This window comes from Burkholderia sp. Nafp2/4-1b (assembly GCF_003635165.1).
Taxonomy (GTDB): Bacteria; Pseudomonadota; Gammaproteobacteria; order Burkholderiales; family Burkholderiaceae; genus Burkholderia.
The window spans coordinates 58,270-81,019 of record NZ_ML058617.1 but is presented as its reverse complement, the minus strand read 5'-3'; the positions used below and the strand labels follow the sequence as shown (position 1 = coordinate 81,019).

Sequence of the window (22,750 nt, the reverse complement as noted above, 5' to 3'; positions counted from 1 at the left end):
CCGGTCGCATTGACAGGAGGCACGAATGATGCAGAAAGACCATCTCGCGCTGCACCCGGCGTCGACGGGGGCCGTTGGAACCGATGCGCGCAGCCAGCCGGCCGTCACGAAGCGCGGCGCGATCGCCGCGGCCGTGATCGGCAACTGGCTGGAGTTCTTCGATTTCACCGTGTACGGCTTCTTCGCGGTGGTGATCGGCAAGCTGTTCTTCCCGTCGAGCGACCCGACCACGTCGCTGCTGCTGTCGGTCGCGACGTTCGCCGCCGGCTTCTTCACGCGGCCGCTCGGCAGCGTCGTGCTCGGCGTCTATGCGGACCGCAAGGGACGCAAGGCCGCACTGAACCTGACGATCATGCTGATGGCGCTCGGCACCGGCCTGATCGCGATCGCGCCGACCTACGCGCAGGTCGGCGTGGCCGCGCCGATCCTGGTCGTCTGCGCGCGGCTGATGCAAGGCTTCTCGCAGGGCGGCGAGTTCGGCGCGGCCACCTCCACGCTGATCGAGCAGGGCGGCACGTCGCGACGCGCGTTCCGCGCGAGCTGGCAGCTCGCGACGCAGGGCGGCGCCGCGCTGATGGGCGCGGGCTTCGCGGCGCTGCTGTCGAACACGCTGACGAAGGACGCGCTGGAAGGTTGGGGCTGGCGGCTACCTTTCCTCGTCGGTGTGCTGATCGCACCGGTCGGCATGTTTCTGCGCCGCCGGCTCGCCGACGACGCGCCCGGCGACAGCCATCACGGGATCGAACGCGGCGTGCTGCGCGAGCTGTTCTCGCGGCACACGCGCACGGTGGTGCTGCTGATGCTGACGGTGATGGGCGGCACGGTGTCGACCTACATCCTGACCTTCTACATGCCGACCTATGCGATCCATACGCTCGGGTTGCCGATGAAGCTGTCGATGTTCGTCGGCGTCGCGTCGGGCTGCGTGATGCTGGTGACGTGCCCGCTGTTCGGCTGGCTGTCGGATCGCCTCGGCAGCCGGCGCATGCCGATCTTCGTCGGGCGGGGCGTGCTCGTGCTGCTGCTGTTTCCGGCGTTCTGGCTGATGAACCATCATCCGACGCTGTCGGTGATCCTGCCGCTCACCGCGCTGATGCTGCTGTTCTATTCGCTTGGATCGGCATCCGAAATGGCGCTGATGTGCGAATCGCTGCCGCGCCACGTGCGCGCGACGGGCATCTCGATCGCGTACGCGCTCGCGGTGACGATCTTCGGCGGCACCGCGCAGCTGATCGCGACGTGGCTCGTGAAGACGACCGGCAGCAAGCTCGCGCCGGCCGGCTATGTGGCCGCGTGCGTGGTGCTGTCGCTGATCGCGGTCGTGATGCTGCGCGAAACGGCGCGCGAGTCGATGGACTGACGCTACGTGATGCGACGCGCGGTGCCGCGGGCGGCGCCGCGGCCATTGCGCTTACCGCCCGCGCACCACCCTCAGATACGACGCGAGCATCGTCGCGAGTTCCTGCGCGGCCGGCGTCAGCGGCACGGCGGCGCGCTGCAGAAGGCAGATGTCCTGCGCTTCGGCCTGTTCGCGCACGGGCACCTTCGCGAGCGCGCCGGCGAACGGCCCGTGCCGCGTGATGGCTTCGGTTTCGAGCGCGAGGGAATCGGTCTGCGTGACGATCTGCAGCGTCTCGAACATCCCTTCGACGGTCGCGAGAATCTTCGGCGGCGGCTGGCCGTGCGCGTCGAAGTACGCGAGCAGCCGGTTGACGACCGGGTCGGCGCTCAGATTCGGCGAGCGCGTCGACACCCATCCATAGTCGGCCAGCTCGGCGAGCGATTGCGCATGCATCGCCGGGTGCCCGTTACGGCAAACGACCACCGGCGCCGACGTGCGCAGCGGCGTGATCGCGAGATCGGTCGTGTCGGTCTGCTTCGCGACCAGCGCGATCGCGAAATCGACCGCGCGCTCGCGCAGCCAGCCGATCATCATCCGCGACGTGCCGGTGCGCAGATGCACATCCACCTTGTCGAAGCGCGCGCGAAACGCGGTCAGCACCGGCGCGAACGCGTCGATCAGCGGTTCCGTTACGAGGCCGAGCGTGACGGTGCCTTCGTAGGCGCCGCTCAACTGACGGATTTCGCGCTCGACCTGCTCGCATTCGCCGAGGATCGAACCGGAACGCGCGAGCAGCCGCTGGCCGACGGCCGTCGGCACGATCCCGCGATTGGTACGCGTGAACAGCGTCGCGCCGAGCGTCGCCTCGAGGCCCTGCAGTTGCTGCGTGACGCCGCTTTGCGCGAGATCGAGCGCGCGTGCGGCCGCGCGCAGGCTGCCGTGCTCGACGACGGCCTGGAAGATGCGGAGCTGGGACAGCGTGAACGCCATGGGAAGCAGCGAGGCCGGTGATCGGAAATACCGATCATGATAAGTCAGCCGATGGTTCCGGCGCTGGCCCCGCGCTTCTACGATCGCAGGCAGTCCGGCTCATGCCGTTTGTTCCTCTTCCTGCCCATCCGTTGACCATGAAACGTTTCCTCGTTCCGCTCGTTTCCCTGTGCATTGGCCTGGCGGCCACGTCCGCGTACGCGCTCGACGCGCACGTGGTGCGGCTCGGCATCGACCCGACCTACCCGCCGATGGATGCGAAAGCGCCCGACGGCAGCCTGAAGGGCTTCGACGTCGATCTCGGCAACGAGATCTGCCGCCGCGCGCAGTTGCGCTGCCAGTGGGTCGAGCTCGAATTCTCCGGGATGATCCCCGCGTTGCAGGCGCGCAAGATCGACGCGATCCTGTCGTCGATGGCGATCACCGCGAAGCGCGAGAAACAGATCCTGTTCTCGTCGAAGCTGTTCCGCTTCAAGTCGCGGCTCGTCGCGCGGCCCGGCAGCGGGCTCGACGGCACGGCGGCGTCGCTGGCCGGCAAGCGCGTCGGCGTGCAGTCGGGCACGCAGTTCGAATCGTGGGCGCTCGCGCACTGGGCACCGGCCGGCGTCGGCGTGATGCCGTACAAGAGCCAGGACGACGTGTTCGCCGATCTCGTGAACGGCCGCCTCGACGCGGCGCTGCTCGGCGCCGTGGAGGCCGACTACGGGTTCCTGCGCCAGCCGCGCGGCAAGGGTTTCGCGTTCGTCGGCGCACCGCTCGACCTGGGCGATCGCGGCGTCGGCATCGGCATGCGGCAGTCGGACACCGCACTCAAGGCGTCGATCGACGGCGCGATCGCGTCGATGCTGAAGGACGGTACGTACGACCGGATCGCGAAGCAGTACTTCGATTTCAACCCATACGGCGACTGAGTGCCGTGCAGGCCCGCTCTCCCAATTCCCTCCCGATTCTCCGTTTTCATCCATTCGAGACCATCGATGCAGATTCGCACCACGCCGCTCCTGCCGCCGTCGATCGGCACGCAGCGCACGCTGACGAGCTTTCATTTCGGGCCGGCCGATAGCGGCCGCAAGATCTACCTGCAGGCCGCGCTGCACGCCGACGAGACGCCCGCGATGCTCGCCGCCGTCGCGCTCAAGCAGCGGCTCGCTCAGCTCGACACGGACGGCCGGCTCGCCGCCGAAGTCGTGCTGGTGCCGGTCGCGAACCCGGTCGGCCTCGATCAGCATCTGCTCGGGCAATTCATCGGCCGGTTCGATCTCGCGAGCGGGCGCAACTTCAATCGCGGCTTCCTGCCGCTCGCGGAGATCGCCGCGCGTGCACGCGACCGGCTTGGCGACGACGGCGCACGCAATCGCGCGATCGTGCGCGAATGCGTCGGCGCGGCGCTCGACGAAATCGCGCCGCGCACCGAATTCGATGCGCTGCAGCTTGCGCTGCTGAAGCTGTCGCACGACGCCGACGTCGTGATCGACCTGCATTGCTCGCTCGAAGCGGTGATGCACGTGTATACGAGCGAAACCGCGTGGCCGGACGTCGAGCCGCTCGCGTGTTATCTCGGTGCGGAGGTTTCACTGCTTGCCGAGGATTCCGGCGGGCATGCGTTCGACGATGCGCATCACCTGCTGTGGTCGCGATTGCGCGCGCATTTGCCGGACGGCTCGCCGATGGCGGCTGGCACCGTCGCCGTGACGGTCGAGTGTCGCGGCCAGCGCGACGTGACGTATGAATACGCGCAACGCGACGCCGATGCGCTCGTCGACTATCTCGTGTGGTGCGGCGCGGTGCGCGGCGAGCGCGCGCCGCTGCCGCGGCTGGTAGCGCCTGCCACGCCGCTCGCGGGCAGCGAGCAGTTTTATGCGCCGGTGAGCGGGATCCTCGTGCACCGCGCGACGATCGGCGCGTCGATCCGTGCCGGCGATCCGCTGTTCGACATCGTCGATCCGCTGACGGATGCGGTCACGACGATCTCGAGTGCGACCGACGGCGTGTTCTACATGCGGCGCGCGATCCGCTTCGTGACGGCAGGCGCGCCGCTCGGCCGCGTGACGGGGACGGCGCCGGTGCGTACGGGCATGCTGCTCGGCGCGTGAGCGGCTTGCGGCTGGCAAGGTGTCCGAGAAGCACCGTGCAATTTCGTTCTTGTCAAATTGACCGGGTTTTGCCGCGTGACTAAATTGGGCAATACGGAGTTCGCTCCGTGTCCCGTGAGACGGACGTTACACCCGAGTCAGAGAGTTGAGAGGGCGGCCACGTGCCGCCCGCTTTTTTTCCGCCCGCGAGTCGCGCGATCGTCGATCTGTCGATCTGCCGGTTCGCCGATGTGCCGATGCGCCGATGCGCCGATGCGCCGACCCGCCGATTCGCCCGACTCGCTGGCTCACCGACCCACCCGATCGCTCACCCGCGCCGTGCCACCAGCTCAGAAACCGTCTGCGCGGCCTGCTGCAGCGGCCCGAGAAACTCCTTCACCATCTGCTTCGCGGTATGCCGCTGCGCGTTGCCGCTGATGTTCATCGCGGCGATCACCTGCCCGCGCCGGTTGCGGATCGGCGCGGAGATCGACAGCAAGCCCACTTCGAGTTCCTGGTCGACCACGGCCCAGCCTTGCTGGCGCGCCTGCGCGATCGTCGCCTTCAATTCGCCGAGATCGGTGATCGTATGCTGCGTGTGCGCACGGATGCTGCTCTGCGCGAGCGTTTCGTCGAGCGCCGCATCGTCGAGGGCGGCCAGCAGCACGCGGCCCATCGACGTGCAGTACGCGGGCAGGCGGCTGCCGATCGACAGGTTGATCGTCATGATCTTGCGGGTCGGTACGCGCAGCACGTAGACGATCTCGGTGCGGTCGAGCACGGCGGCCGAGCAGCTTTCGTGGATCTGTGCGGACAGCTGTTCCATCACCGGATCGGCGAGATTCCAGAACGGCATCGACGTGAGATACGCAAAGCCGAGCTCGAGGATCTTCGGCGTGAGCCGGAACAGCCGGCCGTCGGCCTCGACGTAGCCGAGCGTCTGCAGCGTGAGCAGGATCCGGCGCGCACCGGCGCGCGTGAGCCCGGTGGCCGACGCGACCTCGGTGAGCGTCTGCTCCGGGCGCTGCGCGTCGAACGCGCGGATCACCGCGAGGCCACGCGCGAACGACTGCACATAGGAGTCGCCGGGTTTCTGGATGTCTTCGGTTGTCATGAACGGTCGGTTTGTCGTGCAGCCGAGAAGATAGCGCATGGGGCCTGACACGCCAACCGCACGGCGGACCGCGCGCTTGACAGGTCGTCCCCGCACTCCCTATGATGCGTTGAACGTTCGATACACGATCTTATGTTCGTATATAGAACATTTAAGCGCATCCCGGCGGGCAATGCAAGGGGCGCGTTTGATTGACTTCCCAGCCTTGCATGAGACCGGAGACACTGATGACCGAAGCTTTTCTGTGTGATGCGATTCGTACCCCGATCGGCCGTTACGGCGGCGCGCTGTCCGGCGTGCGCGCCGACGACCTCGGCGCGGTGCCGCTCAAGGCGCTCGTCGAGCGCAACCGCGAGGTTGACTGGACCGCGATCGACGACGTGATCTACGGCTGCGCGAACCAGGCCGGCGAGGACAACCGCAACGTCGCGCGCATGTCCGCGCTGCTCGCGGGTCTGCCGGAAGGCGTCCCGGGTTCGACGATCAACCGCCTGTGCGGTTCCGGGATGGACGCGGTCGGCGTGGCCGCGCGCGCGATCAAGTCGGGCGAAGCCGCGCTGATGGTGGCCGGCGGCGTCGAAAGCATGACGCGCGCACCGTTCGTGATGGGCAAGGCCGCCAGCGCGTTCGCGCGCCAGGCCGACATCTACGACACGACGATCGGCTGGCGCTTCGTCAATCCGCTGATGAAACAACTGCATGGCGTCGACTCGATGCCGGAGACCGCCGAAAACGTCGCGGTCGACTACAACATCAGCCGTGCCGACCAGGACCTGTTCGCGCTGCGCAGCCAGCAGAAGGCCGCGCGTGCGCAGCAGGACGGCACGCTCGCCGAGGAAATCGTGGCGGTCACGATTCCGCAGAAGAAGGGCGATCCGGTCGTGTTTTCGCGTGACGAGCATCCGCGCGAAACGTCGCTCGAGACGCTCGCGAAGCTCAAGGGCGTCGTGCGCGCGGACGGTTCGGTAACGGCCGGCAACGCGTCGGGCGTCAACGACGGCGCCGCCGCGCTGCTGCTCGCGAACGAAGCCACCGCGAAGCGCTTCGGCCTGACGCCGCGTGCGCGCGTGCTCGGCATCGCGACGGCCGGCGTCGCACCGCGCGTGATGGGCATCGGTCCGGCGCCCGCCACGCAGAAGCTGCTCGCGCGGCTCGGGATGACGATCGACCAGTTCGACGTGATCGAGCTGAACGAAGCGTTCGCGTCCCAAGGTCTCGCGGTGCTGCGCATGCTCGGCGTCGCCGACGACGATCCCCGCGTGAACCCGAACGGCGGCGCGATCGCGCTGGGCCACCCGCTCGGCGCATCGGGCGCGCGCCTCGTGACGACGGCGATGTATCAACTGCATCGCACCAACGGCCGCTTCGCGCTGTGCACGATGTGCATCGGCGTGGGCCAGGGCATCGCGATCGCGATCGAACGCGTCTGATCGCGCGGCGCGGCGCGGCCAAGCGCGCAGGCGTGCTTCGCCGTGCACGCGTTTCAGCACGTTTCAATCGAGGTGGCCGGCACGCGTTCGTCGTGCCGGCCACCTCGTCATTCAGCCCCTGAAAAGGGCGCGAGGCGCGCGGCGAGCGCGTCGATCCCGATCGCCGTATCGGCGAACACCTCGATGCCATGCTGGCGCAGCAGCGCCGCCGTCACCCCGGCGCCTGCATGCCGCCGGCCCGCAAAACTCCCGTCGTAAATGAAACTGCTGCCGCACGACGGACTCCCGTCTGCCAGGATCGCGAAGCGGCAACCGTGCGCGCGAGCTAGTGCGAGTGCGGTGTGCGCACCGTCGACGAACGGCGCGGTCACGTCGGCGCCGTGCACGTCGACGATCCGCGCGGCGCCCGCCAGCACGCGCTGGCCCGATTCGCCGTGCGCGATTTCCGCGGGCGGACGCGGCACGCTCAATCCCCCCGCCAGTTCCGGACACACGGGCACCAGCCGCCCTTCGCGCTGCCATCGTGCGAGCGTTTCATGCGCGGCGGTCTTTGCCGAGCCGTTGTAGCGGACCGGGTGACCGAGCACGCACATGCTGACGAGGATTTTCGGCGTGGCGGCCGGTTGCGGCATGGTCTGCAATGTCGTTCTCCGGGGGAGCGGCGTTGAGCAAGCAGAAATTCTGCGCGCGGGCGGTGTTCGCGCGCGTCAGGCGGTCGGTGCTTCCAGGTGGATGTCGTCCGGCTCCAGCGCGAACAGCGCCGGGTCGGGCGACGTGCTGACGGTGAAGCCCAGGCGCAGGTAGAAGTCGATCGTGCGCTGCGACGGCGTTGCGGACACATATAGTCGTTCGGCACCCATCGCGCGCGCCTGCTCACGGGCCGCGCGATAGAGCTGCTCGCCGAGCCCGCAGCCGCGCCAGTCCTGGCTCACGTGCAGGAACTTCAGTTGCAGCATGTCGCGTCGCGGGCCGAGCCGGTCGTTGTCGACGATGACCGCCGCGACGAGTCGCGCGCCGTCGAACATGCCGAGACACCAGCCGCCGCGATCGTGGCAGTCGAGCAGGATCGGCGTGTAGTGTTCGGCTTCGCCGTCGGGCCAGCCGCGCACGTCGTAGAAGTCGGAGACGAGCTGCAGCTCGCCGTCGCGCAGCGCGTACAGATGATGGATGATCTCGCGCCGGTCGATGGTCCAGACGAGCGGCAGTTCGTCGCGAGAGAGCAGCCGTGGCGACAGTGCGTCGAGTTCGGTGGCGGTGCGGCGGGTCATGCGGTGGTCCGGCAATGGGCGAGCGGTGTGTGGGTCGGGGTGTGTGGTCATGCGTTGGCTACGTTGTCGTGAATGTCGTCGCGTTACAGTCAATTGGATCGAATCGCGATCGCGAAAAAGGAGCGTTCGATTATGCGCATCGCTAGTCGTGCATGAGAAACCGCGGCATTTTCGTACGACCGTTTCAATGGGTGTCGTGATTTTCTCATCGCGCTCGAATGCCGGTTGAATGAAGCCGATCACGGCGAGTCGTTTCGCCGCATGCAACGACTGAGCGGATTGGCGCGCTATCGGGCGCCATCCATAAGGCATCGAGTCGCCCGTGAAAAGCGCCGGACGCGATTATCGCGGGATTATTTGATCGAAATCATCCTGTCGCGAGAATCCGATATTTTACGCGCTTCCGGATTAAGGTTTTCCCGGAGATTGCCGACAGCAAGGACGAGACCGTCGTAAAGCGAGCAACCGTTTTTCGGCTACTGAGCGTGATTTTCGCGCTGCGCGGATTCCGTATCCGGATCCGCCTTTCGGAGCCTTGCATGCGTAACAACCAGCCTGTTACCCAACAGGAATTCAATTTTCCCGACGACGTCACGCTGATGTCGACGACCGATGCGGACAGCATCATCACATATGCGAACACGACGTTCGCATACGTGAGCGGCTTCTCGACCGATGAACTCGTCGGCCAGCCGCACAACGCCGTTCGGCACCCGGACATGCCGAAGGAGGCGTTCGCCGATATGTGGGCGACGCTGAAGAACGGTGAGCCGTGGACCGCGCTCGTGAAGAACCGCCGCAAGAACGGCGACCATTATTGGGTGTCCGCGAATGCGGTGCCCGTGATGCGCAACGGCGCGCCGCATGGATACATGTCGGTGCGCACCAGCGCGCCGCGCGACGAGATCGCGGCTGCCGACGCGCTGTATCGCGCGTTCCGCGAAGGCAAGGCCGGCAACCGCCGTTTTCACAAGGGATTGATCGTACGGACCGGGTTGCTGCGGATCGCGTCGCTGCCGCAGACGATGTCGGTGCGCGCACGCGTTCACGCGGCGCTGTGCGTGCTGGCGCCGGCCGTCGTCGGCGCGGGCTGGGCGTGCGGGCTTGCCGGCGGCGGCCTCGCGGCGTTCGCGGCCGCGACGGCCGGCGTGTCGGTGGCGGCCGGCCTGTGGCTCGACGCGCAGATCGTGCGCCCGCTGAAGCGGCTGCGCGAGCAGGCACTGAACGTCGCGACCGGCGAAAGCCGCCGCGGCGTGCGGATGAACCGCGTCGACGAGATCGGCATGACGCTGCGTACGATCAATCAGCTCGGGCTGATGTTCCGCTGGCTCGTCGATGATGTGAGCGAGCAGGTGCACAACGTGCAGCGCGCGAGCAACGAGATCGCACAGGGCAACAACGACCTGAGCGCGCGCACCGAACAGGCTGCGTCGGGCGTGCAGGAGACCGCCGCGTCGATGGCCGAAATGACGGCCACCGTCGACAGCAATGCGGAGACCGCGCTGCAGGCGAACCAGCTCGCGGGGGCCGCGAGCGATGCGGCCGAGCGCGGTGGGCAGGCAGTGAGCGAAGTCGTCACGACGATGCGCGACATCACCGACAGCTCGCGCAAGATCGCCGACATCATCGGCGTGATCGACGGGATCGCGTTCCAGACCAACATCCTCGCGTTGAACGCGGCCGTCGAAGCGGCGCGCGCGGGCGAACAGGGGCGCGGTTTCGCGGTGGTGGCCGGCGAAGTACGGGCGCTCGCGCAGCGCAGCGCGAATGCGGCCAAGGAGATCAAGACGCTGATCGGCGCGAGTGTCGAGCGCGTCGAGTCGGGCGCGCGGCGGGTCGACGATGCGGGCAGGACGATGGAGGACATCGTCGCGCAAGTGAAGCGTGTGTCCGACCTGATCGCGGAGATCAGCTCGTCGACGGCCGAGCAGAGCACGGGCGTCGCGCAGGTCGATCAAGCGGTGGTGCATCTGGACAACATCACGCAGCAGAACGCGGCGCTGGTCGAGCAGAGCACGGCGGCGTCGGAAAGCCTGAAGCAGCAGGCGACGCGGCTCGTGGATGCGGTGAACGTGTTTCGGTAATCGTCGGGGCGCGGCCCTACGCGGCCGCCGCACGCCAGGATGGCGAATTCCTGTTTTCGCTGCGATCCGAATCGCCAAACGACAGGAATTCCTATTTGCGTTTTTTTGAACTGGTTCGTTAATCCGGTTGTGAATGCGCTTTAATTGTCAGACGATTGGATTTCAACTCCTTGATGAAAAGGAGTTTTTGATTCACGTATAAACGAAACATTCGGGTAAACAAGATGATTCAAATATAGTGCGCATTTACCCGCGGTCGGCATAATGTTTTCGCCAGATTTGCCGAAAGCGCAGGAGTGGGATCGGACGTATGCGGGCCGACCGCGATACGCACGGTCTCGATCCAATTCCAATCTCCAAGCGGACGCAAGATCCGCCACCCGGGAACTCCACACCATGCGCAATAACCAGCCTGTCACCCAACGCGAATACGAATTTCCCGACGACGCGACGCTGATGTCGACCACCGACGCGAACAGTTATATCGCGTACGCGAACGCCGCCTTTATCCAGGTCAGCGGATTTTCTCCCGAGGAGATCGAAGGTCAGCCGCACAACGTCGTCCGGCACCCCGACATGCCGAAGGAGGCGTTTGCCGACATGTGGGCGACGCTGAAGAACGGCGAGCCGTGGACCGCACTCGTGAAGAACCGCCGCAAGAACGGCGATCACTACTGGGTGCGCTCGAATACGGTGCCCGTGATGCGCAACGGGCAGCCGACGGGCTACATGTCGGTGCGCACCAAGGCGTCGCGCGACGAGATCGCGGCTGCCGACGCGCTGTATCGCGCGTTCCGCGAAGGCAAGGCCGGCAACCGCCGTTTTCACAAGGGGTTGATCGTCCGTACCGGGCTGATGCGTATCGCGTCGCTGTTCCAGACGATGTCGGTACGCGCGCGCCTGCATTCGACGCTGTGCGTGCTGGCGCCGGCCGTGGTCGGTGCGGGCTGGGCATGCGGACTGACCGGCGGCGGGCTTGCGGCGTTCGCGGGCGCGACGGCCGGCGCGTCGATGGCCGCCGGCCTGTGGCTCGACGCGCAGATCGCGCGTCCATTGACGCAGTTGCGCGACCAGGCGCTGCGCGTCGCAACCGGCGAGAGCCGCACCGGCGTCGCGATGAACCGCGTCGACGAGATCGGCATGACGCTGCGCACGATCAACCAGCTGGGGCTGATGTTCCGCTGGCTCGTCGATGACGTGAGCGAGCAGGTGCACAACGTGCAGCGCGCGAGCAACGAGATCGCACAGGGCAACAACGACCTGAGCGCGCGCACCGAACAGGCGTCGACAAGCGTGCAGCAGACGGCCGCGTCGATGGCGGAGATGACGGCCACCGTGTCGAGCAATGCGGAGACGGCGCTGCAGGCTAATCAATTGTCGGTGTCGGCGAGCGAAGCGGCCGAGCGCGGCGGGCAAGCGGTGAGCGAGGTCGTCACCACGATGAACGACATCACGGCAAGTTCGCGCAAGATCGCCGACATCATCGGCGTCATCGACGGAATCGCATTCCAGACCAACATTCTCGCGCTGAACGCGGCCGTCGAGGCGGCGCGCGCGGGCGACCAGGGGCGGGGTTTCGCGGTGGTGGCAGGCGAGGTGCGGGCGCTCGCGCAGCGCAGCGCGAATGCGGCGAAGGAGATCAAGACGCTGATCGGCGCGAGTGTCGAGCGGGTCGAATCGGGCTCGCGGATCGTCGACGGCGCGGGCAAGACGATGGAAGACATCGTCACGCAGGTGAAGCGCGTGTCGGACCTGATCGCCGAGATCAGCTCGTCGACGGCCGAGCAGAGCACGGGCGTCGCGCAGGTCGATCAAGCGGTGGTGCATCTGGACAACATCACGCAGCAGAACGCGGCACTGGTCGAGCAGAGCACGGCGGCGTCGGAAAGCCTGAAGCAGCAGGCGACGCGGCTCGTGGATGCGGTGAACGTGTTTCGTTGACGGGGGGAGCGGCGCGGCACGGCAATGCACCGCAAGCGCGCACAGGCATCAAGGTGACGCGGGCACGGCGGAGAGGGGTACCGGCCCGCGTCGTGACCGCCCGGTTCCGGCCGGGCGGTCAGGGCCTGTCGCCGAAGCGGCAGGCCCGAACCGTCAGACGGCCAGGCAGAGGTACTTGATCACGACGTAGTCGTCGATGCCGTAGTGCGAGCCTTCGCGGCCGAGGCCCGACTGCTTGACGCCGCCGAACGGCGCGACTTCGTTCGAGATCAGGCCCGTGTTGATGCCGACCATCCCGTATTCGAGCGCTTCGGCCACCTTCCACACGCGGCCGATGTCGCGGCTGTAGAAATACGCGGCCAGGCCGAACTCGGTGTCGTTCGCGAGACGGATCACTTCGTCGTCGCTGCTGAACTTGAACAGCGGCGCGAGCGGCCCGAACGTCTCTTCCTTCGCGACCTTCATCGCCGGCGTGACGCCCGTCAGCACGGTCGGCTCGAAGAAGCCGTGGCCGAGCGCGTGGCGCTTGCCGCCCGTCACGACGGTCGCGCCCTTCGCGAGCGCGTCCTCGATATGCGCCTCGACCTTCAGCACGGCCGCTTCGTTGATCAGCGGACCCTGCGTGACGCCCGGCTCCGTGCCGCGCCCGACCTTCAACTGGCCGACCGCCGCCGCAAGCTTCTGCGCGAACTGGTCGTACACGGCTTCATGCACGTAGAAGCGGTTGGTGCACACGCACGTCTGGCCGCTGTTGCGGTACTTCGACGCGATCGCGCCTTGCACGGCCGCATCGAGATCGGCATCGTCGAACACGATGAACGGCGCGTTGCCGCCGAGCTCCAGCGACACCTTCTTCACCGTCGCCGCGCACTGCGACATCAGCAGGCGGCCGACCGGCGTCGAGCCGGTGAACGACAGCTTGCGCACGATCGGGTTCGACGTCAGTTCGCCGCCGATCGCCTTCGGGTCGCCCGTGACGACGCTGAATACGCCGGCCGGCACGCCCGCACGCTCGGCCAGCACGGCCATCGCGAGTGCGGAAAACGGCGTCGCTTCAGCCGGCTTCACGACGATCGGGCAGCCTGCCGCGAGCGCGGGGCCGACCTTGCGGGTGATCATCGCTGCCGGGAAGTTCCACGGCGTGATCGCCGCGCACACGCCGATCGCTTCCTTTGTCACGACGATGCGCTTGTCGCTCGCCGGCGTCGGGATCGTGTCGCCGTACACGCGCTTGCCTTCTTCCGCGAACCACTCGAGGAACGACGCCGCGTAGCCGATCTCGCCCTTCGCTTCGGCCAGCGACTTGCCTTGCTCGGTGGTCAGGATCAGCGCGAGGTCGTCGGCGTTCTCCATCATCAGGTCGTGCCACTTGCGCAGGATCGCCGCGCGTTCCTTCGCGGTCTTCTTGCGCCACGCCGGCCATGCGGCGTTCGCGGCTTCGATCGCGTGACGCGTCTCGGCCGTGCCCATCGCCGGCACGGTGCCGAGCAGGCCGCCGTTTGCCGGGTTGCGGACTTCGAACGACTCGCCGTTCGCCGCGCCTTGCCATTCGCCGTTGACGTACGCCTGCTGGCGGAACAGCGACGGATCTTTCAGTGCCAGGGTTTCCTGAACAGTGCTCATATGAATCGCCTGCTATGAAGAGGTGAAACGGCCGCCGCCCTCTTCACGACGGCGGCGGCGCATTCAGTTGAAGCGGACGGGAACTCAGGCCGGCACGCCGACCGTTTCCTTCAGCACTTCCTCGAGGATCACCAGCGCTTCGTCGAACACGGCTTGCGTGATCGTCAGCGGGAACAGGAAGCGCACGACGTTCGAGTACACGCCGCACACGAGCAGCAGCAGGCCGCGCTCGAGCGCACGCGTCTGCACGCGCTTCGTGAATTCGGCGTCCGGCTCGCCCGAACCCGGCTTCAGGAACTCGACCGCAATCATCGCACCCGGACCGCGCACGTCGGCGATCTGCGGCACGTCGGCCTGCAGTGCGCTCAGCTTCGCCTTCAGCACGTCGCCGAGTTGCGTCGCGCGTTCGCACAGCTTCTCTTCGTCGATGATCTCGAGCACCGCGTGCGCCGATGCGACGGCCAGCGGGTTGCCCGCGTAGGTGCCGCCGAGGCCACCGGGCGCCGCTGCATCCATCACGTCCGCACGGCCGACGACGCCCGACAGCGGCATGCCGCCCGCGAGGCTCTTCGCCATCGTGATCAGGTCGGCCAGCACGTCGTAGTGCTGCATCGCGAACAGCTTGCCGGTACGCGCGAAGCCCGTCTGCACTTCGTCGGCGATCAGCAGGATGCCGTGTTCGTTACAGATCTTGCGCAGCGCGCGCACGAACTCGGCCGGCGCCGGGTTGAAGCCGCCTTCGCCCTGGACCGGTTCGAAGATGATCGCGGCGACGCGCTTCGGATCGATGTCGGCCTTGAACAGCATCTCGATCGCCTTGATCGAGTCGGCCGTCGTCACGCCGTGCAGCGCGTTCGGGTACGGCGCGTGGAACACGTCGCCCGGGAACGGGCCGAAGTTCAGCTTGTACGGCGCGACCTTGCCGGTCAGCGCCATGCCCATCATCGTGCGGCCGTGGAACCCGCCCGAGAACGCGATGACGCCCGGACGGCCGGTCGCGGCGCGCGCGATCTTGATCGCGTTTTCGACGGCTTCGGCGCCGGTCGTGAAGAACGCGGTCTTCTTCGGGAAGTCGCCCGGCGCGCGTTCGTTGATTTTCTCTGCCAGCTCGACGTACGACGCGTACGGGACGATCTGGTAAGCGGTGTGCGTGAAGTTGTTCAGCTGGTCGGCGATCGCCTTGACGATCTTCGGGTGGCGGTGGCCCGTGTTCAGCACCGCGATGCCGGCGGCGAAATCGATGAAGCGGCGGCCTTCGACATCCCACAGCTCCGCGTTCTCGGCGCGGGCTGCGTAGAAATCGCACATCACGCCGACGCCGCGCGGGGTGGCGGCGTTCTTGCGGGCCTGCAGGTCGGCATTCTTCACGGTCATCTCCTTGATGTTCTGTCCGGTGGGATAAGAAACGGCCGCGTTGGCAGCCCATGGAGGCGACTATAATCACATTTGGCTCCGGCAATCAGAGCCATTTCAATAAATATTCAGGAGCCAATCATGCGCGCAAGCGTGTTGTCGGACTGGCTGGCGCAGCGCCTCGTGCGCGGCAGCGAACAGCCGATCTACCGGCAGTTGCACCGGTTGCTGCAGCAGGCGATCCTGTCGCGCGAACTGCCGGCCGGCACGCGCGTGCCGTCGTCGCGGCTGCTCGCGGCCGAGCTCGGGATCGCCCGCAACACGGTCACGCAGGTTTACGAACAGCTTGCGCTCGAAGGCTATGTGAACTCGGCAACGGGCCGCGGCACCTTCGTCGCCGACAGCGCGCCGGACGAGATCGTCGGCGCGCCGTCCGATCCGGCGGCCGGCACGGCGGTGGTCGCGTCGCCGGCGCGGCGGCTGTCCGCGCGCGGCACGCGGCTCGTCGAAGGCGCGGGCGTGTCGAAGCGCCAGGGCGGCGCGTTCATGCCGGGCGTGCCCGATGTGTCCCGCTTTCCGGCGCGCGTGTGGACGCGGCTGCACAACAAGTACTGGCGGCGCCTGCGCCCGGACCTGCTGACCTATGCGCCCGGCGGCGGGCTCGCGCTGCTGCGCGAGGCGCTGGCCGACTACCTGCGCACGTCCCGTTCGGTGCGCTGCACGCCCGAGCAGATCGTGATCACGACCGGGATCCACCAGTCGATCGACCTCGCGGTGCGGCTGCTGACCGATCCGGGCGACGCGATCTGGACCGAGGATCCGTGCTACTGGGGCGTGCGCAGCGTGCTCAACGTGTCGGGGCTGACCACGCGGCCGATTCCGGTCGACGACGAAGGGATCGCGCCGTCGGCCGCCGATCTCGCCGAGCCGCCGAAGCTGATGCTCGTCACGCCGTCGCACCAGTACCCGCTCGGGATGGTGATGAGCCTCGCGCGGCGGCGCATGCTGCTCGAATACGCGCGCCAGCACGGCTGCTGGATCATCGAGGACGACTACGACAGCGAGTTCCGCTACGGCAGCCGGCCGCTCGCGTCGCTGCAGGGGCTCGACTCGTCGGGGCAGGTGATCTATGTCGGCAGCTTCGGCAAGACGCTGTTCCCGGGGCTGCGCGTTGGCTACCTGGTCGCGCCGGAGCCGCTCGCGGAGAGCTTCGCGACCGCGAGCGCCGAGCTGTATCGCGAAGGTCAGCTGCTGCAGCAGGCGGTGCTCGCCGAGTTCATCGCGGAAGGGCACTTCGTGTCGCATATCCGCAAGATGCGCACGCTGTACGGGCAGCGCCGCGAGGTGCTGCTCGATGCGGTCGCGCGCCGCTACGGCGACACGCTGCAGGCGCTCGGCAGCGATGCGGGGCTGCATCTCGTCACGCGGCTGCCGGACGGCGTCGACGATCGCGCGGTCGCGCAGGCCGCGCTCGAGCGCAACATCGTCGTGCGGCCGCTGTCCGGGTATTACGCCGAGCGCAAGCGCGCCGCATCGGGCTTGCTGCTCGGCTATGCGTGCGTGCCGGAGGACGAGATCCCGGCCGCTTTCGCGACGCTCGCCGAGGCGATCGACGAGCGGGCGTTCGGGAAGTCGGCGGTGGCCGCTTGAAGGGCGAGTCACCCGCATCATCGCATCGCGATGGCGCAGATGATCGATCCGGTGCGAGGCAAGCTGCTGCCTTCTTCATGCCCGCGGGAAGGCTTAAGGTCGCTTCTCGCGGGGCGTAGCGCAAACGTCGAAGGCATACCTGACAGGGTGTTTTCGCTGGCCGATAGGCTCGAATCATGAAACGGCGGGAGCGGGCCGGCGCGTTCGAATATGTGGGTATCGGGCGCGCTCCCGCAGAATTGTCGATAATGGAACGTTGTTATTCACCGGATGCCGACGATGACCGAAGCCACCCTCCACCCGCCCGCCGTTCCGCGCCTCACGAGCCTGTCGCACGGGGGCGGCTGCGGCTGCAAGATTGCGCCGGGCGTGCTGTCCGAACTGCTGAAGCGCGCGACGCCGCCGGCGCTGTTCCCCGATCTGCTGGTCGGCACCGAGACCTCCGATGATGCAGCCGTCTACCGGCTCAACGACGAGCAGGCGATCGTCGCGACCACCGATTTCTTCATGCCGATCGTGGACGATCCGTTCGACTTCGGCCGCATCGCCGCCACCAACGCGCTGTCGGACGTGTACGCGATGGGCGGCAAGCCGATTCTCGCGCTCGCGCTGGTCGGGATGCCGATCAACGTGCTGCCGCACGAGACGATCGCGGCCGTGCTGCGCGGCGGCGAATCCGTGTGCGCGGATGCCGGCATTCCGGTCGCGGGCGGCCATTCGATCGATTCGGTCGAGCCGATCTACGGGCTGGCGGCGATCGGCGTCGTGCATCCGTCGCGCGTGAAGCGCAACGCGGCGGCGCGCGCCGGCGACGTGCTCGTGCTCGGCAAGCCGCTCGGCGTCGGCGTGCTGTCGGCCGCGCTCAAGAAGAACCAGCTCGACGACGCAGGCTATGCGCAGATGGTCGCGACGACCACCAAGCTGAACCGGCCGGGCACCGAACTCGCTGCGTTGCCGGGCGTGCATGCGCTGACCGACGTCACGGGCTTCGGGTTGCTCGGCCACACGCTCGAGCTTGCGCGCGGCGCGAAGCTCACCGCACGCGTGCATTACGCATCGCTGCCGTGGCTGGCGGGCGTCGAGGCGTTCGTCACCGACGGTGTGTTCACCGGTGCATCGGGGCGCAATTGGGCTGCTTATGGTTCTGACGTGCGGCTCGCCGAAGGGCTGCCGCCGGTCGCGCAGGCGCTGCTGACCGATCCGCAGACCTCCGGTGGCCTGCTGGTCGCGTGCGCACCGGAAGCAGTCGACGACGTGCTCGCATGCTTCCGCGCCGACGGTTTCGACCGCGCGGCCGTGATCGGCGAGATGGTGGACGGGCCTTCTCGCGTCGACGTCGCCTGACGCGTTTTTTTCTCACGCCGGATTGCTATCGGTCGATAGAATCGATGCCTTCTCATGAAGGCATCGACGACTGGTGAAGGATTGCCTGGTCGATCAGTCATTCGCGAATCACGTCAGCTCGTCGTGGTTCGCATCGGGCAATCTTCGTCGGCATTGTCACCACGGTACATTCGCCGACCATAAAGATAGTATTCCTGACGTTATGGCGCGGCGCGCAGGTTGATCTCGTCGGGCCTTGCTCGCGTGCCGCACGCGTGCGTTGAACAGGGAACGCCGCCCCGATTCGTAGTCGGGTTCCGCACCGCGCGCCCGCGTTCTATACTCCCTCGCGCAGTCTCCGACAGCCGTTCTCACCCAATCACCGAAACAAGGAACGCCGATGCTGACTCGCTCCATTCTCTCTGCCGCCGCATTCTCGCTTGCCGCCTGTGCGACCGCGCCGTCGATCGCGCAGGACAACCAGGGCAACGACGCGGGCAACGCGGCATTCGCCGAGACCGGTTCACAGGGCCGCCCGGTCAAGGTCATGATCATCACGATGTTCGGCCCGGAAGGCCAGGCATGGCTCGACCGGCTCGGTCCGTGGCGCGACATCACCGTGCCCGGCCTGTCGCCCGACTATCCGGCCGTTCACTGCAACAAGCAGGACGTGTGCGTGGTGACGACGGGCATGGGCTACGCGAACGCGTCCGCGACGATCATGGCCCTCACGTTCTCGCAGCGCTTCGATCTGCGTCGCACGTACTTCCTGGTATCCGGCATCGCGGGCGTCGACCCCGCGCAAGGCACGGTCGGCTCCGCCGCATGGTCGAAATACCTGGTCGACTTCAGCCTGCAGTGGGAACTCGATGCGCGCGAGATTCCGGCCGGCTGGAACACCGGCTATCTCGGCATCAACACGAAGAGCCCGAACGACAAGCCGCCGCTCGACTACCGCACCGAAGTGTTCCAGCTGAATCCGCAGCTGACCGACGCCGCGTATGCGCTGTCGCGCAACGTCGTGCTGGCCGACAGCGCGCAGGCTCAGGCCGCACGTGCGAAGTTCACGTACGCGCCGGCGAACCGGCCGCCGACGGTGATCCAGTGCGACACGTCATCGGGCAACACGTGGTTCTCGGGCACGCTGATCGGCGAGCGCGCACGTCAGTGGACGAAGATCCTCACCGACGGCAAGGGCACCTACTGCATGACCGCGCAGGAAGACAACGCGACGTATGAAGCGCTCAAGCGTGCGGCGAGCGTGAAGCGGGTCGACCTGTCGCGCGTCGCGGTACTGCGCACGGGCTCCGATTTCGACCGGCCGTATGCGGGGCAGACGAGCGCCGACAACCTGCTCAACTACGCGGATCAGGGCGGCTTCGCGCCGGCGACCGAAAACCTGTACCGCGCGGGCAATCCGCTCGTGCAGGACATCGTCACGCACTGGGGCGAATGGCGCGATGGCGTGCCGCGCCGCTGATGATCGCATGACGGTATCAGCGACACGCGACGCAAACATCAATGCGATTGCGGCGAGGAACGGAACGGCGTCCAGACGGGCGTCGTGTCGTCCCAATGATCGAGCGGCGAAGGAAGGTGGTCGTTCATCACAGACTCCTGCAACTAACTGAGTAATCGATTGTTCGGCAGCGGCATCGCGACGCCGCGCGGCGGATCATCTGCTGCGCGGCGTTGCACGTTTACCGACGTTTAGCGGGCCCCGCCAGCGAGCTGATTGCTTTCCGGCATCGAGCGATACGGGCCTTGCGCGAGCTCGAGCCCTTGCGGATACGAAGTCGCCTTGCGCAGGTACGCGAGCGTGCCGTCCTTGCGTGCCTGCTCGACTTCCGCGTTGACTTCGGCGCGCGTGCGCGGGCCATTGTTGTGTTGCGAGTACGACGACGTGTTGCCGTAGTCGCCGGCATGCGGGGCGTCCGTATCGGCGAAGGACGGTGCGGACACGGCGAGTGCGAGCGCGACGGCGGAGAGAAGATGGCGGCGGTTCATGACGTAACTCCTGTGTTGGTCGGAGTTGGCGCGTGAGCGCTTGCTCCGGTCCCGTCAAACGGGGCTGTTCGATGCGCAACGAGGTGCGCGACAGGGTTTACTCTAGGGACGAGCCGCGCCCGGATAAATGCCGCTTTGACGAATAGAATTATCGCTAACGTCGAACAATCGCCACGGCTCCCGCTTCCCTGGTCGACGGGCATGGTGCCGCCGGCAACGCTCTCTTCCGACCCCGCAACGGTTCGTACACCGCCGGCATTCGCCGTGTCAGACGCCCTCGACCCGATAGCCGAGCGAGTAAATCGCGCTGAGTCGCACGTTGTTCGACGGATGCAGCGCGAGTTTCGTCCGCAACCGATAAATATGCGTATCGAGGCTGCGCGATGCGCCTGCCATGTCGCGTCCCCATAGTGAACGAATCAACGCATCGCGAGGCATGATGCGGCCGAAATGACGAAACAACAGGACGGCCAGATCGAATTCGCGCGGCGTCAATTTGATCGGTTCACCCCGCAACGTGATCTCACGTGCTTTCATATCGAAGCCGTAAAAGCCTACTTCGAACCGGACCTGCTCCGGGCTGCCGCTCCGGTAGGCGCGACGCAACAATGCACCGATGCGCGCCAGCAATTCACAACGGTTGATCGGCTTGACCATGTAGTCGTCCGCGCCGGCATTGATCGCGGCAACGAGTCCTTGCTCCGGCGCACGGATCGTGAGGAACAGGATCGGCAATCCGCCGCCGATCCTTTCTCGAGCCCATCTGAGCACGTCGAAGCCTGTGAGTCCCGGAACTTGCCAATCGAGAATCAGCAGGTCGACGACCGAACGTTCGAGGTAGCGGATCGCCTGATTGCCGTCCCCGACGGCATGTACGTGATATCCCGCGTCTTCCAGTATCGAGGTGACGAACTGGACGTGCGTAAGGTCGTCCTCGAGATATAAAACGTTCATCTTATGGGTGAGCCCTTGTATCGAATGACGAGATCGCGTCCGGCCGTGCGAAACCTGATGCCGGTTCCATCGCTTCGATCGACGATTCTCTGCTCGTGTTCACATCGCGGCCCACCGGCATATGTCAACGATTCTGAACATGGGATGGAAAATGCGGGGCCTGAGTTGATCATGATTTAGTATGTTAGTTGTCCATATTCATATGGGCATGCGAAACAATTTTTTAAATCGTTATATTCAGCCTGCGTAACTGCGAATTCGATGGATTCTTAACTGGCGATGCAACGCATCGTGGAGGACGTCATGCTGATCTATAAATCCTTTATCGAAAAGAAGGCGCTTCTGGAAGCGCAGCTGGCCCGCGAGCGAGAGGCCATTTCCGCCGCTGTGCTGAATGAAGTCCGGAATTGCATCGAGGAATTCGGATTCACGCAGAACGACTTATTCCCGTCTCGGCCGCGCGCGACTGCAAGGAGACGTCGCGCGAAGTATTTCAATCCCGATACGGGCCAGACATGGTCGGGAGTCGGCCGGGAGCCGGTATGGATGCGTGGCCGTGACCGGACGCACTTTCTCATCGACGCGGCAGAAAACGGCAGCTCGATTGACGAGAGCCCCGAACTGGAAAATTGCTGATCAATCATGATGTCGACATCGATTCTTGATTCCGCGGGCCGCTGGTCCAACGATGCAGCACCCCGCCGATTCGCGTTGCTCTGTCGGTACGTTGCCGTGCGACTCAGGCACGGAATTGGAACCGGTTTCACCCAACAATACGCTTTCAATGTGACAGTTTTCAATGTGAACGTCACGACTGTGGCGTGCAACGGACACATCGGGGTGCAGTATGGTCAGTGAGGCGGAGGGCCAAGCGCGTGAGCCGGGCTGGCCGCGGTCGGTTCGGGTCGGGATTGGTGTGACGCGCGATACGCTCGAAGTGTGCGCGGCGTCGGTGCATCTCGTATTCGGATACCGGAACGAGACGTTCGGTATCGAGTCGCTCACGGATGCGGTGGCCGAATGGTTGCCGCGCCTCGTGGTGGTGGAGGCCGCCGGCGGTCTGGAGTGCATGGTCGCCTGTTCGCTGCAGGCGGCGCGATTGCCGGTCGCGGTGGTGCAACCGCATCAGGCCCGGGGGTTCGTCGACAGACCGCCGTCCAGCGAAAAGGGCGCGCAGGCCCGCCTGATGGCGGAGCTGGCACGTATGCTGGACGATCTCGTGCCCGGCGCAAGCGTCATCGAACCCTTGTCGGACCCTGACCTGCACTATGTTCAGGCGCTCGTGCAACGCCGGCGACAGCTCGCCCATGCGTTGATCGCGGAATATCAATCGCTGGCGCGGTGCCATCCGAGCGTCCGTCGCGGTGTCGAGCAGACCATCGCTTGCCTGAGCAGCCAGATCGATGCGATCGACCGCCAGTGCGGCCGGCAAGTCCGTACGCAACGGGTCGGTGTGGCGCGCCTGCTGGCACGCACGAAGCGGCCGGCGCGCAGCATGCGTCCGTCGTGCGCTGAACGCTGAACGCTGAACGCGGACGCGACCGGCGCGGCTACGGGCCGGCCAGCACGGCGCCGGCCGTGCGTTCCGCGACGATTACT

General features: G+C 66.3%; 19 protein-coding genes. 11 read left to right on the top strand and 8 right to left on the bottom strand.

What is annotated here, in order from left to right:
* Positions 1 to 28 precede the first annotated feature (28 nt).
* The gene (locus C7H84_RS25775; protein ID WP_121861494.1) at positions 29 to 1,360 is read left to right on the top strand and encodes an MFS transporter; all 1,332 of its coding nucleotides are present in this window, start codon (positions 29 to 31) and stop codon (positions 1,358 to 1,360) included.
* Between the two features lie 51 nt (positions 1,361 to 1,411).
* Here C7H84_RS25775 and C7H84_RS25770 read toward each other — a convergent pair whose 3' ends face one another.
* Positions 1,412 to 2,332 carry a LysR family transcriptional regulator gene (locus C7H84_RS25770; RefSeq protein ID WP_121861422.1) on the bottom strand — a complete coding sequence of 307 codons (921 nt, stop codon included), beginning with the start codon at positions 2,330 to 2,332 and terminating at the stop codon, positions 1,412 to 1,414.
* A 137-nt stretch (positions 2,333 to 2,469) separates the two neighbouring features.
* Between C7H84_RS25770 and C7H84_RS25765 the strand changes: the two genes are divergently transcribed.
* Together C7H84_RS25765 and C7H84_RS25760 are read left to right on the top strand one after the other, a co-directional pair.
* Entirely contained in the window at positions 2,470 to 3,243 is a 774-nt protein-coding gene (locus C7H84_RS25765; RefSeq protein WP_121861421.1) for a transporter substrate-binding domain-containing protein, read from the top strand.
* Positions 3,244 to 3,309: 66 nt separating this feature from the next.
* Positions 3,310 to 4,425: a succinylglutamate desuccinylase/aspartoacylase family protein gene (locus C7H84_RS25760; RefSeq protein WP_121861420.1), complete on the top strand. Its 1,116-nt coding sequence runs from the start codon at positions 3,310 to 3,312 to the stop codon at positions 4,423 to 4,425.
* Between the two features lie 307 nt (positions 4,426 to 4,732).
* Here C7H84_RS25760 and C7H84_RS25755 read toward each other — a convergent pair whose 3' ends face one another.
* Positions 4,733 to 5,518 (bottom strand): IclR family transcriptional regulator, encoded by a 786-nt coding sequence (locus C7H84_RS25755; RefSeq protein WP_162999363.1) that lies wholly within the window; start codon positions 5,516 to 5,518, stop codon positions 4,733 to 4,735.
* A 227-nt stretch (positions 5,519 to 5,745) separates the two neighbouring features.
* Between C7H84_RS25755 and pcaF the strand changes: the two genes are divergently transcribed.
* Positions 5,746 to 6,948, top strand: a complete 1,203-nt coding sequence (pcaF, locus tag C7H84_RS25750) for a 3-oxoadipyl-CoA thiolase (RefSeq protein WP_121861418.1) — start codon at positions 5,746 to 5,748, stop codon at positions 6,946 to 6,948.
* A 107-nt stretch (positions 6,949 to 7,055) separates the two neighbouring features.
* Here pcaF and C7H84_RS25745 read toward each other — a convergent pair whose 3' ends face one another.
* Positions 7,056 to 7,580 carry a DUF523 domain-containing protein gene (locus tag C7H84_RS25745; RefSeq protein ID WP_121861417.1) on the bottom strand — a complete coding sequence of 175 codons (525 nt, stop codon included), beginning with the start codon at positions 7,578 to 7,580 and terminating at the stop codon, positions 7,056 to 7,058.
* Positions 7,581 to 7,655: 75 nt separating this feature from the next.
* Positions 7,656 to 8,216: an N-acetyltransferase gene (locus tag C7H84_RS25740; RefSeq protein WP_121861416.1), complete on the bottom strand. Its 561-nt coding sequence runs from the start codon at positions 8,214 to 8,216 to the stop codon at positions 7,656 to 7,658.
* A 539-nt stretch (positions 8,217 to 8,755) separates the two neighbouring features.
* Here C7H84_RS25740 and C7H84_RS25735 point away from each other — a divergent pair.
* Entirely contained in the window at positions 8,756 to 10,300 is a 1,545-nt protein-coding gene (locus C7H84_RS25735) for a PAS domain-containing methyl-accepting chemotaxis protein (protein ID WP_121861415.1), read from the top strand.
* A 396-nt stretch (positions 10,301 to 10,696) separates the two neighbouring features.
* Positions 10,697 to 12,241, top strand: coding sequence for a PAS domain-containing methyl-accepting chemotaxis protein (locus C7H84_RS25725; RefSeq protein ID WP_121861413.1), 1,545 nt, complete (start codon positions 10,697 to 10,699; stop codon positions 12,239 to 12,241).
* A gap of 153 nt (positions 12,242 to 12,394) precedes the next feature.
* On the opposite strand, the gene gabD is transcribed toward C7H84_RS25725, so the two are convergent.
* Entirely contained in the window at positions 12,395 to 13,864 is a 1,470-nt protein-coding gene (gene gabD, locus C7H84_RS25720) for an NADP-dependent succinate-semialdehyde dehydrogenase (protein ID WP_121861412.1), read from the bottom strand.
* Positions 13,865 to 13,948: 84 nt separating this feature from the next.
* Complete coding sequence (locus C7H84_RS25715; RefSeq protein WP_121861493.1) at positions 13,949 to 15,232, bottom strand: 4-aminobutyrate--2-oxoglutarate transaminase; 1,284 nt, start codon at positions 15,230 to 15,232, stop codon at positions 13,949 to 13,951.
* Positions 15,233 to 15,358: 126 nt separating this feature from the next.
* Here C7H84_RS25715 and C7H84_RS25710 point away from each other — a divergent pair, with 126 nt between their 5' ends.
* From C7H84_RS25710 to C7H84_RS25700, 3 genes are all read left to right on the top strand, one after another.
* Positions 15,359 to 16,867 carry a PLP-dependent aminotransferase family protein gene (locus tag C7H84_RS25710; RefSeq protein WP_121861411.1) on the top strand — a complete coding sequence of 503 codons (1,509 nt, stop codon included), beginning with the start codon at positions 15,359 to 15,361 and terminating at the stop codon, positions 16,865 to 16,867.
* A gap of 279 nt (positions 16,868 to 17,146) precedes the next feature.
* On the top strand, positions 17,147 to 18,211 hold the full coding sequence (gene selD / locus C7H84_RS25705) for a selenide, water dikinase SelD (protein WP_121861492.1): 1,065 nt from the start codon (positions 17,147 to 17,149) through the stop codon (positions 18,209 to 18,211).
* Positions 18,212 to 18,590: 379 nt separating this feature from the next.
* Complete coding sequence (locus C7H84_RS25700) at positions 18,591 to 19,670, top strand: purine nucleoside permease (RefSeq protein ID WP_121861410.1); 1,080 nt, start codon at positions 18,591 to 18,593, stop codon at positions 19,668 to 19,670.
* Positions 19,671 to 19,900: 230 nt separating this feature from the next.
* Here the strand turns inward: C7H84_RS25700 and C7H84_RS25695 are convergent, their stop codons facing one another.
* On the bottom strand, positions 19,901 to 20,197 hold the full coding sequence (locus C7H84_RS25695) for a DUF4148 domain-containing protein (RefSeq protein ID WP_121861409.1): 297 nt from the start codon (positions 20,195 to 20,197) through the stop codon (positions 19,901 to 19,903).
* Between the two features lie 267 nt (positions 20,198 to 20,464).
* On the bottom strand, positions 20,465 to 21,151 hold the full coding sequence (locus C7H84_RS25690) for a response regulator transcription factor (RefSeq protein WP_121861408.1): 687 nt from the start codon (positions 21,149 to 21,151) through the stop codon (positions 20,465 to 20,467).
* 303 nt (positions 21,152 to 21,454) lie between these two features.
* Between C7H84_RS25690 and C7H84_RS25685 the strand changes: the two genes are divergently transcribed.
* Positions 21,455 to 21,787, top strand: coding sequence for an H-NS histone family protein (locus tag C7H84_RS25685; RefSeq protein WP_121861491.1), 333 nt, complete (start codon positions 21,455 to 21,457; stop codon positions 21,785 to 21,787).
* 280 nt (positions 21,788 to 22,067) lie between these two features.
* The gene (locus tag C7H84_RS25680) at positions 22,068 to 22,673 is read left to right on the top strand and encodes a hypothetical protein (protein WP_121861407.1); all 606 of its coding nucleotides are present in this window, start codon (positions 22,068 to 22,070) and stop codon (positions 22,671 to 22,673) included.
* Positions 22,674 to 22,750 lie beyond the last annotated feature (77 nt).

Excerpts from the sequence above, each read along its gene's own strand:
- C7H84_RS25775 (WP_121861494.1), top strand. The coding sequence starts at position 29 with ATGCAGAAAGACCATCTCGCGCTGCACCCGGCGTCGACGGGGGCCGTT.
- C7H84_RS25770 (WP_121861422.1), bottom strand. The coding sequence starts at position 2,332 with ATGGCGTTCACGCTGTCCCAGCTCCGCATCTTCCAGGCCGTCGTCGAG.
- C7H84_RS25765 (WP_121861421.1), top strand. The coding sequence starts at position 2,470 with ATGAAACGTTTCCTCGTTCCGCTCGTTTCCCTGTGCATTGGCCTGGCG.
- C7H84_RS25760 (WP_121861420.1), top strand. The coding sequence starts at position 3,310 with ATGCAGATTCGCACCACGCCGCTCCTGCCGCCGTCGATCGGCACGCAG.
- C7H84_RS25755 (WP_162999363.1), bottom strand. The coding sequence starts at position 5,518 with ATGACAACCGAAGACATCCAGAAACCCGGCGACTCCTATGTGCAGTCG.
- pcaF (WP_121861418.1), top strand. The coding sequence starts at position 5,746 with ATGACCGAAGCTTTTCTGTGTGATGCGATTCGTACCCCGATCGGCCGT.
- C7H84_RS25745 (WP_121861417.1), bottom strand. The coding sequence starts at position 7,580 with ATGCCGCAACCGGCCGCCACGCCGAAAATCCTCGTCAGCATGTGCGTG.
- C7H84_RS25740 (WP_121861416.1), bottom strand. The coding sequence starts at position 8,216 with ATGACCCGCCGCACCGCCACCGAACTCGACGCACTGTCGCCACGGCTG.
- C7H84_RS25735 (WP_121861415.1), top strand. The coding sequence starts at position 8,756 with ATGCGTAACAACCAGCCTGTTACCCAACAGGAATTCAATTTTCCCGAC.
- C7H84_RS25725 (WP_121861413.1), top strand. The coding sequence starts at position 10,697 with ATGCGCAATAACCAGCCTGTCACCCAACGCGAATACGAATTTCCCGAC.
- gabD (WP_121861412.1), bottom strand. The coding sequence starts at position 13,864 with ATGAGCACTGTTCAGGAAACCCTGGCACTGAAAGATCCGTCGCTGTTC.
- C7H84_RS25710 (WP_121861411.1), top strand. The coding sequence starts at position 15,359 with ATGCGCGCAAGCGTGTTGTCGGACTGGCTGGCGCAGCGCCTCGTGCGC.
- selD (WP_121861492.1), top strand. The coding sequence starts at position 17,147 with ATGACCGAAGCCACCCTCCACCCGCCCGCCGTTCCGCGCCTCACGAGC.
- C7H84_RS25700 (WP_121861410.1), top strand. The coding sequence starts at position 18,591 with ATGCTGACTCGCTCCATTCTCTCTGCCGCCGCATTCTCGCTTGCCGCC.
- C7H84_RS25695 (WP_121861409.1), bottom strand. The coding sequence starts at position 20,197 with ATGAACCGCCGCCATCTTCTCTCCGCCGTCGCGCTCGCACTCGCCGTG.
- C7H84_RS25690 (WP_121861408.1), bottom strand. The coding sequence starts at position 21,151 with ATGAACGTTTTATATCTCGAGGACGACCTTACGCACGTCCAGTTCGTC.
- C7H84_RS25685 (WP_121861491.1), top strand. The coding sequence starts at position 21,455 with ATGCTGATCTATAAATCCTTTATCGAAAAGAAGGCGCTTCTGGAAGCG.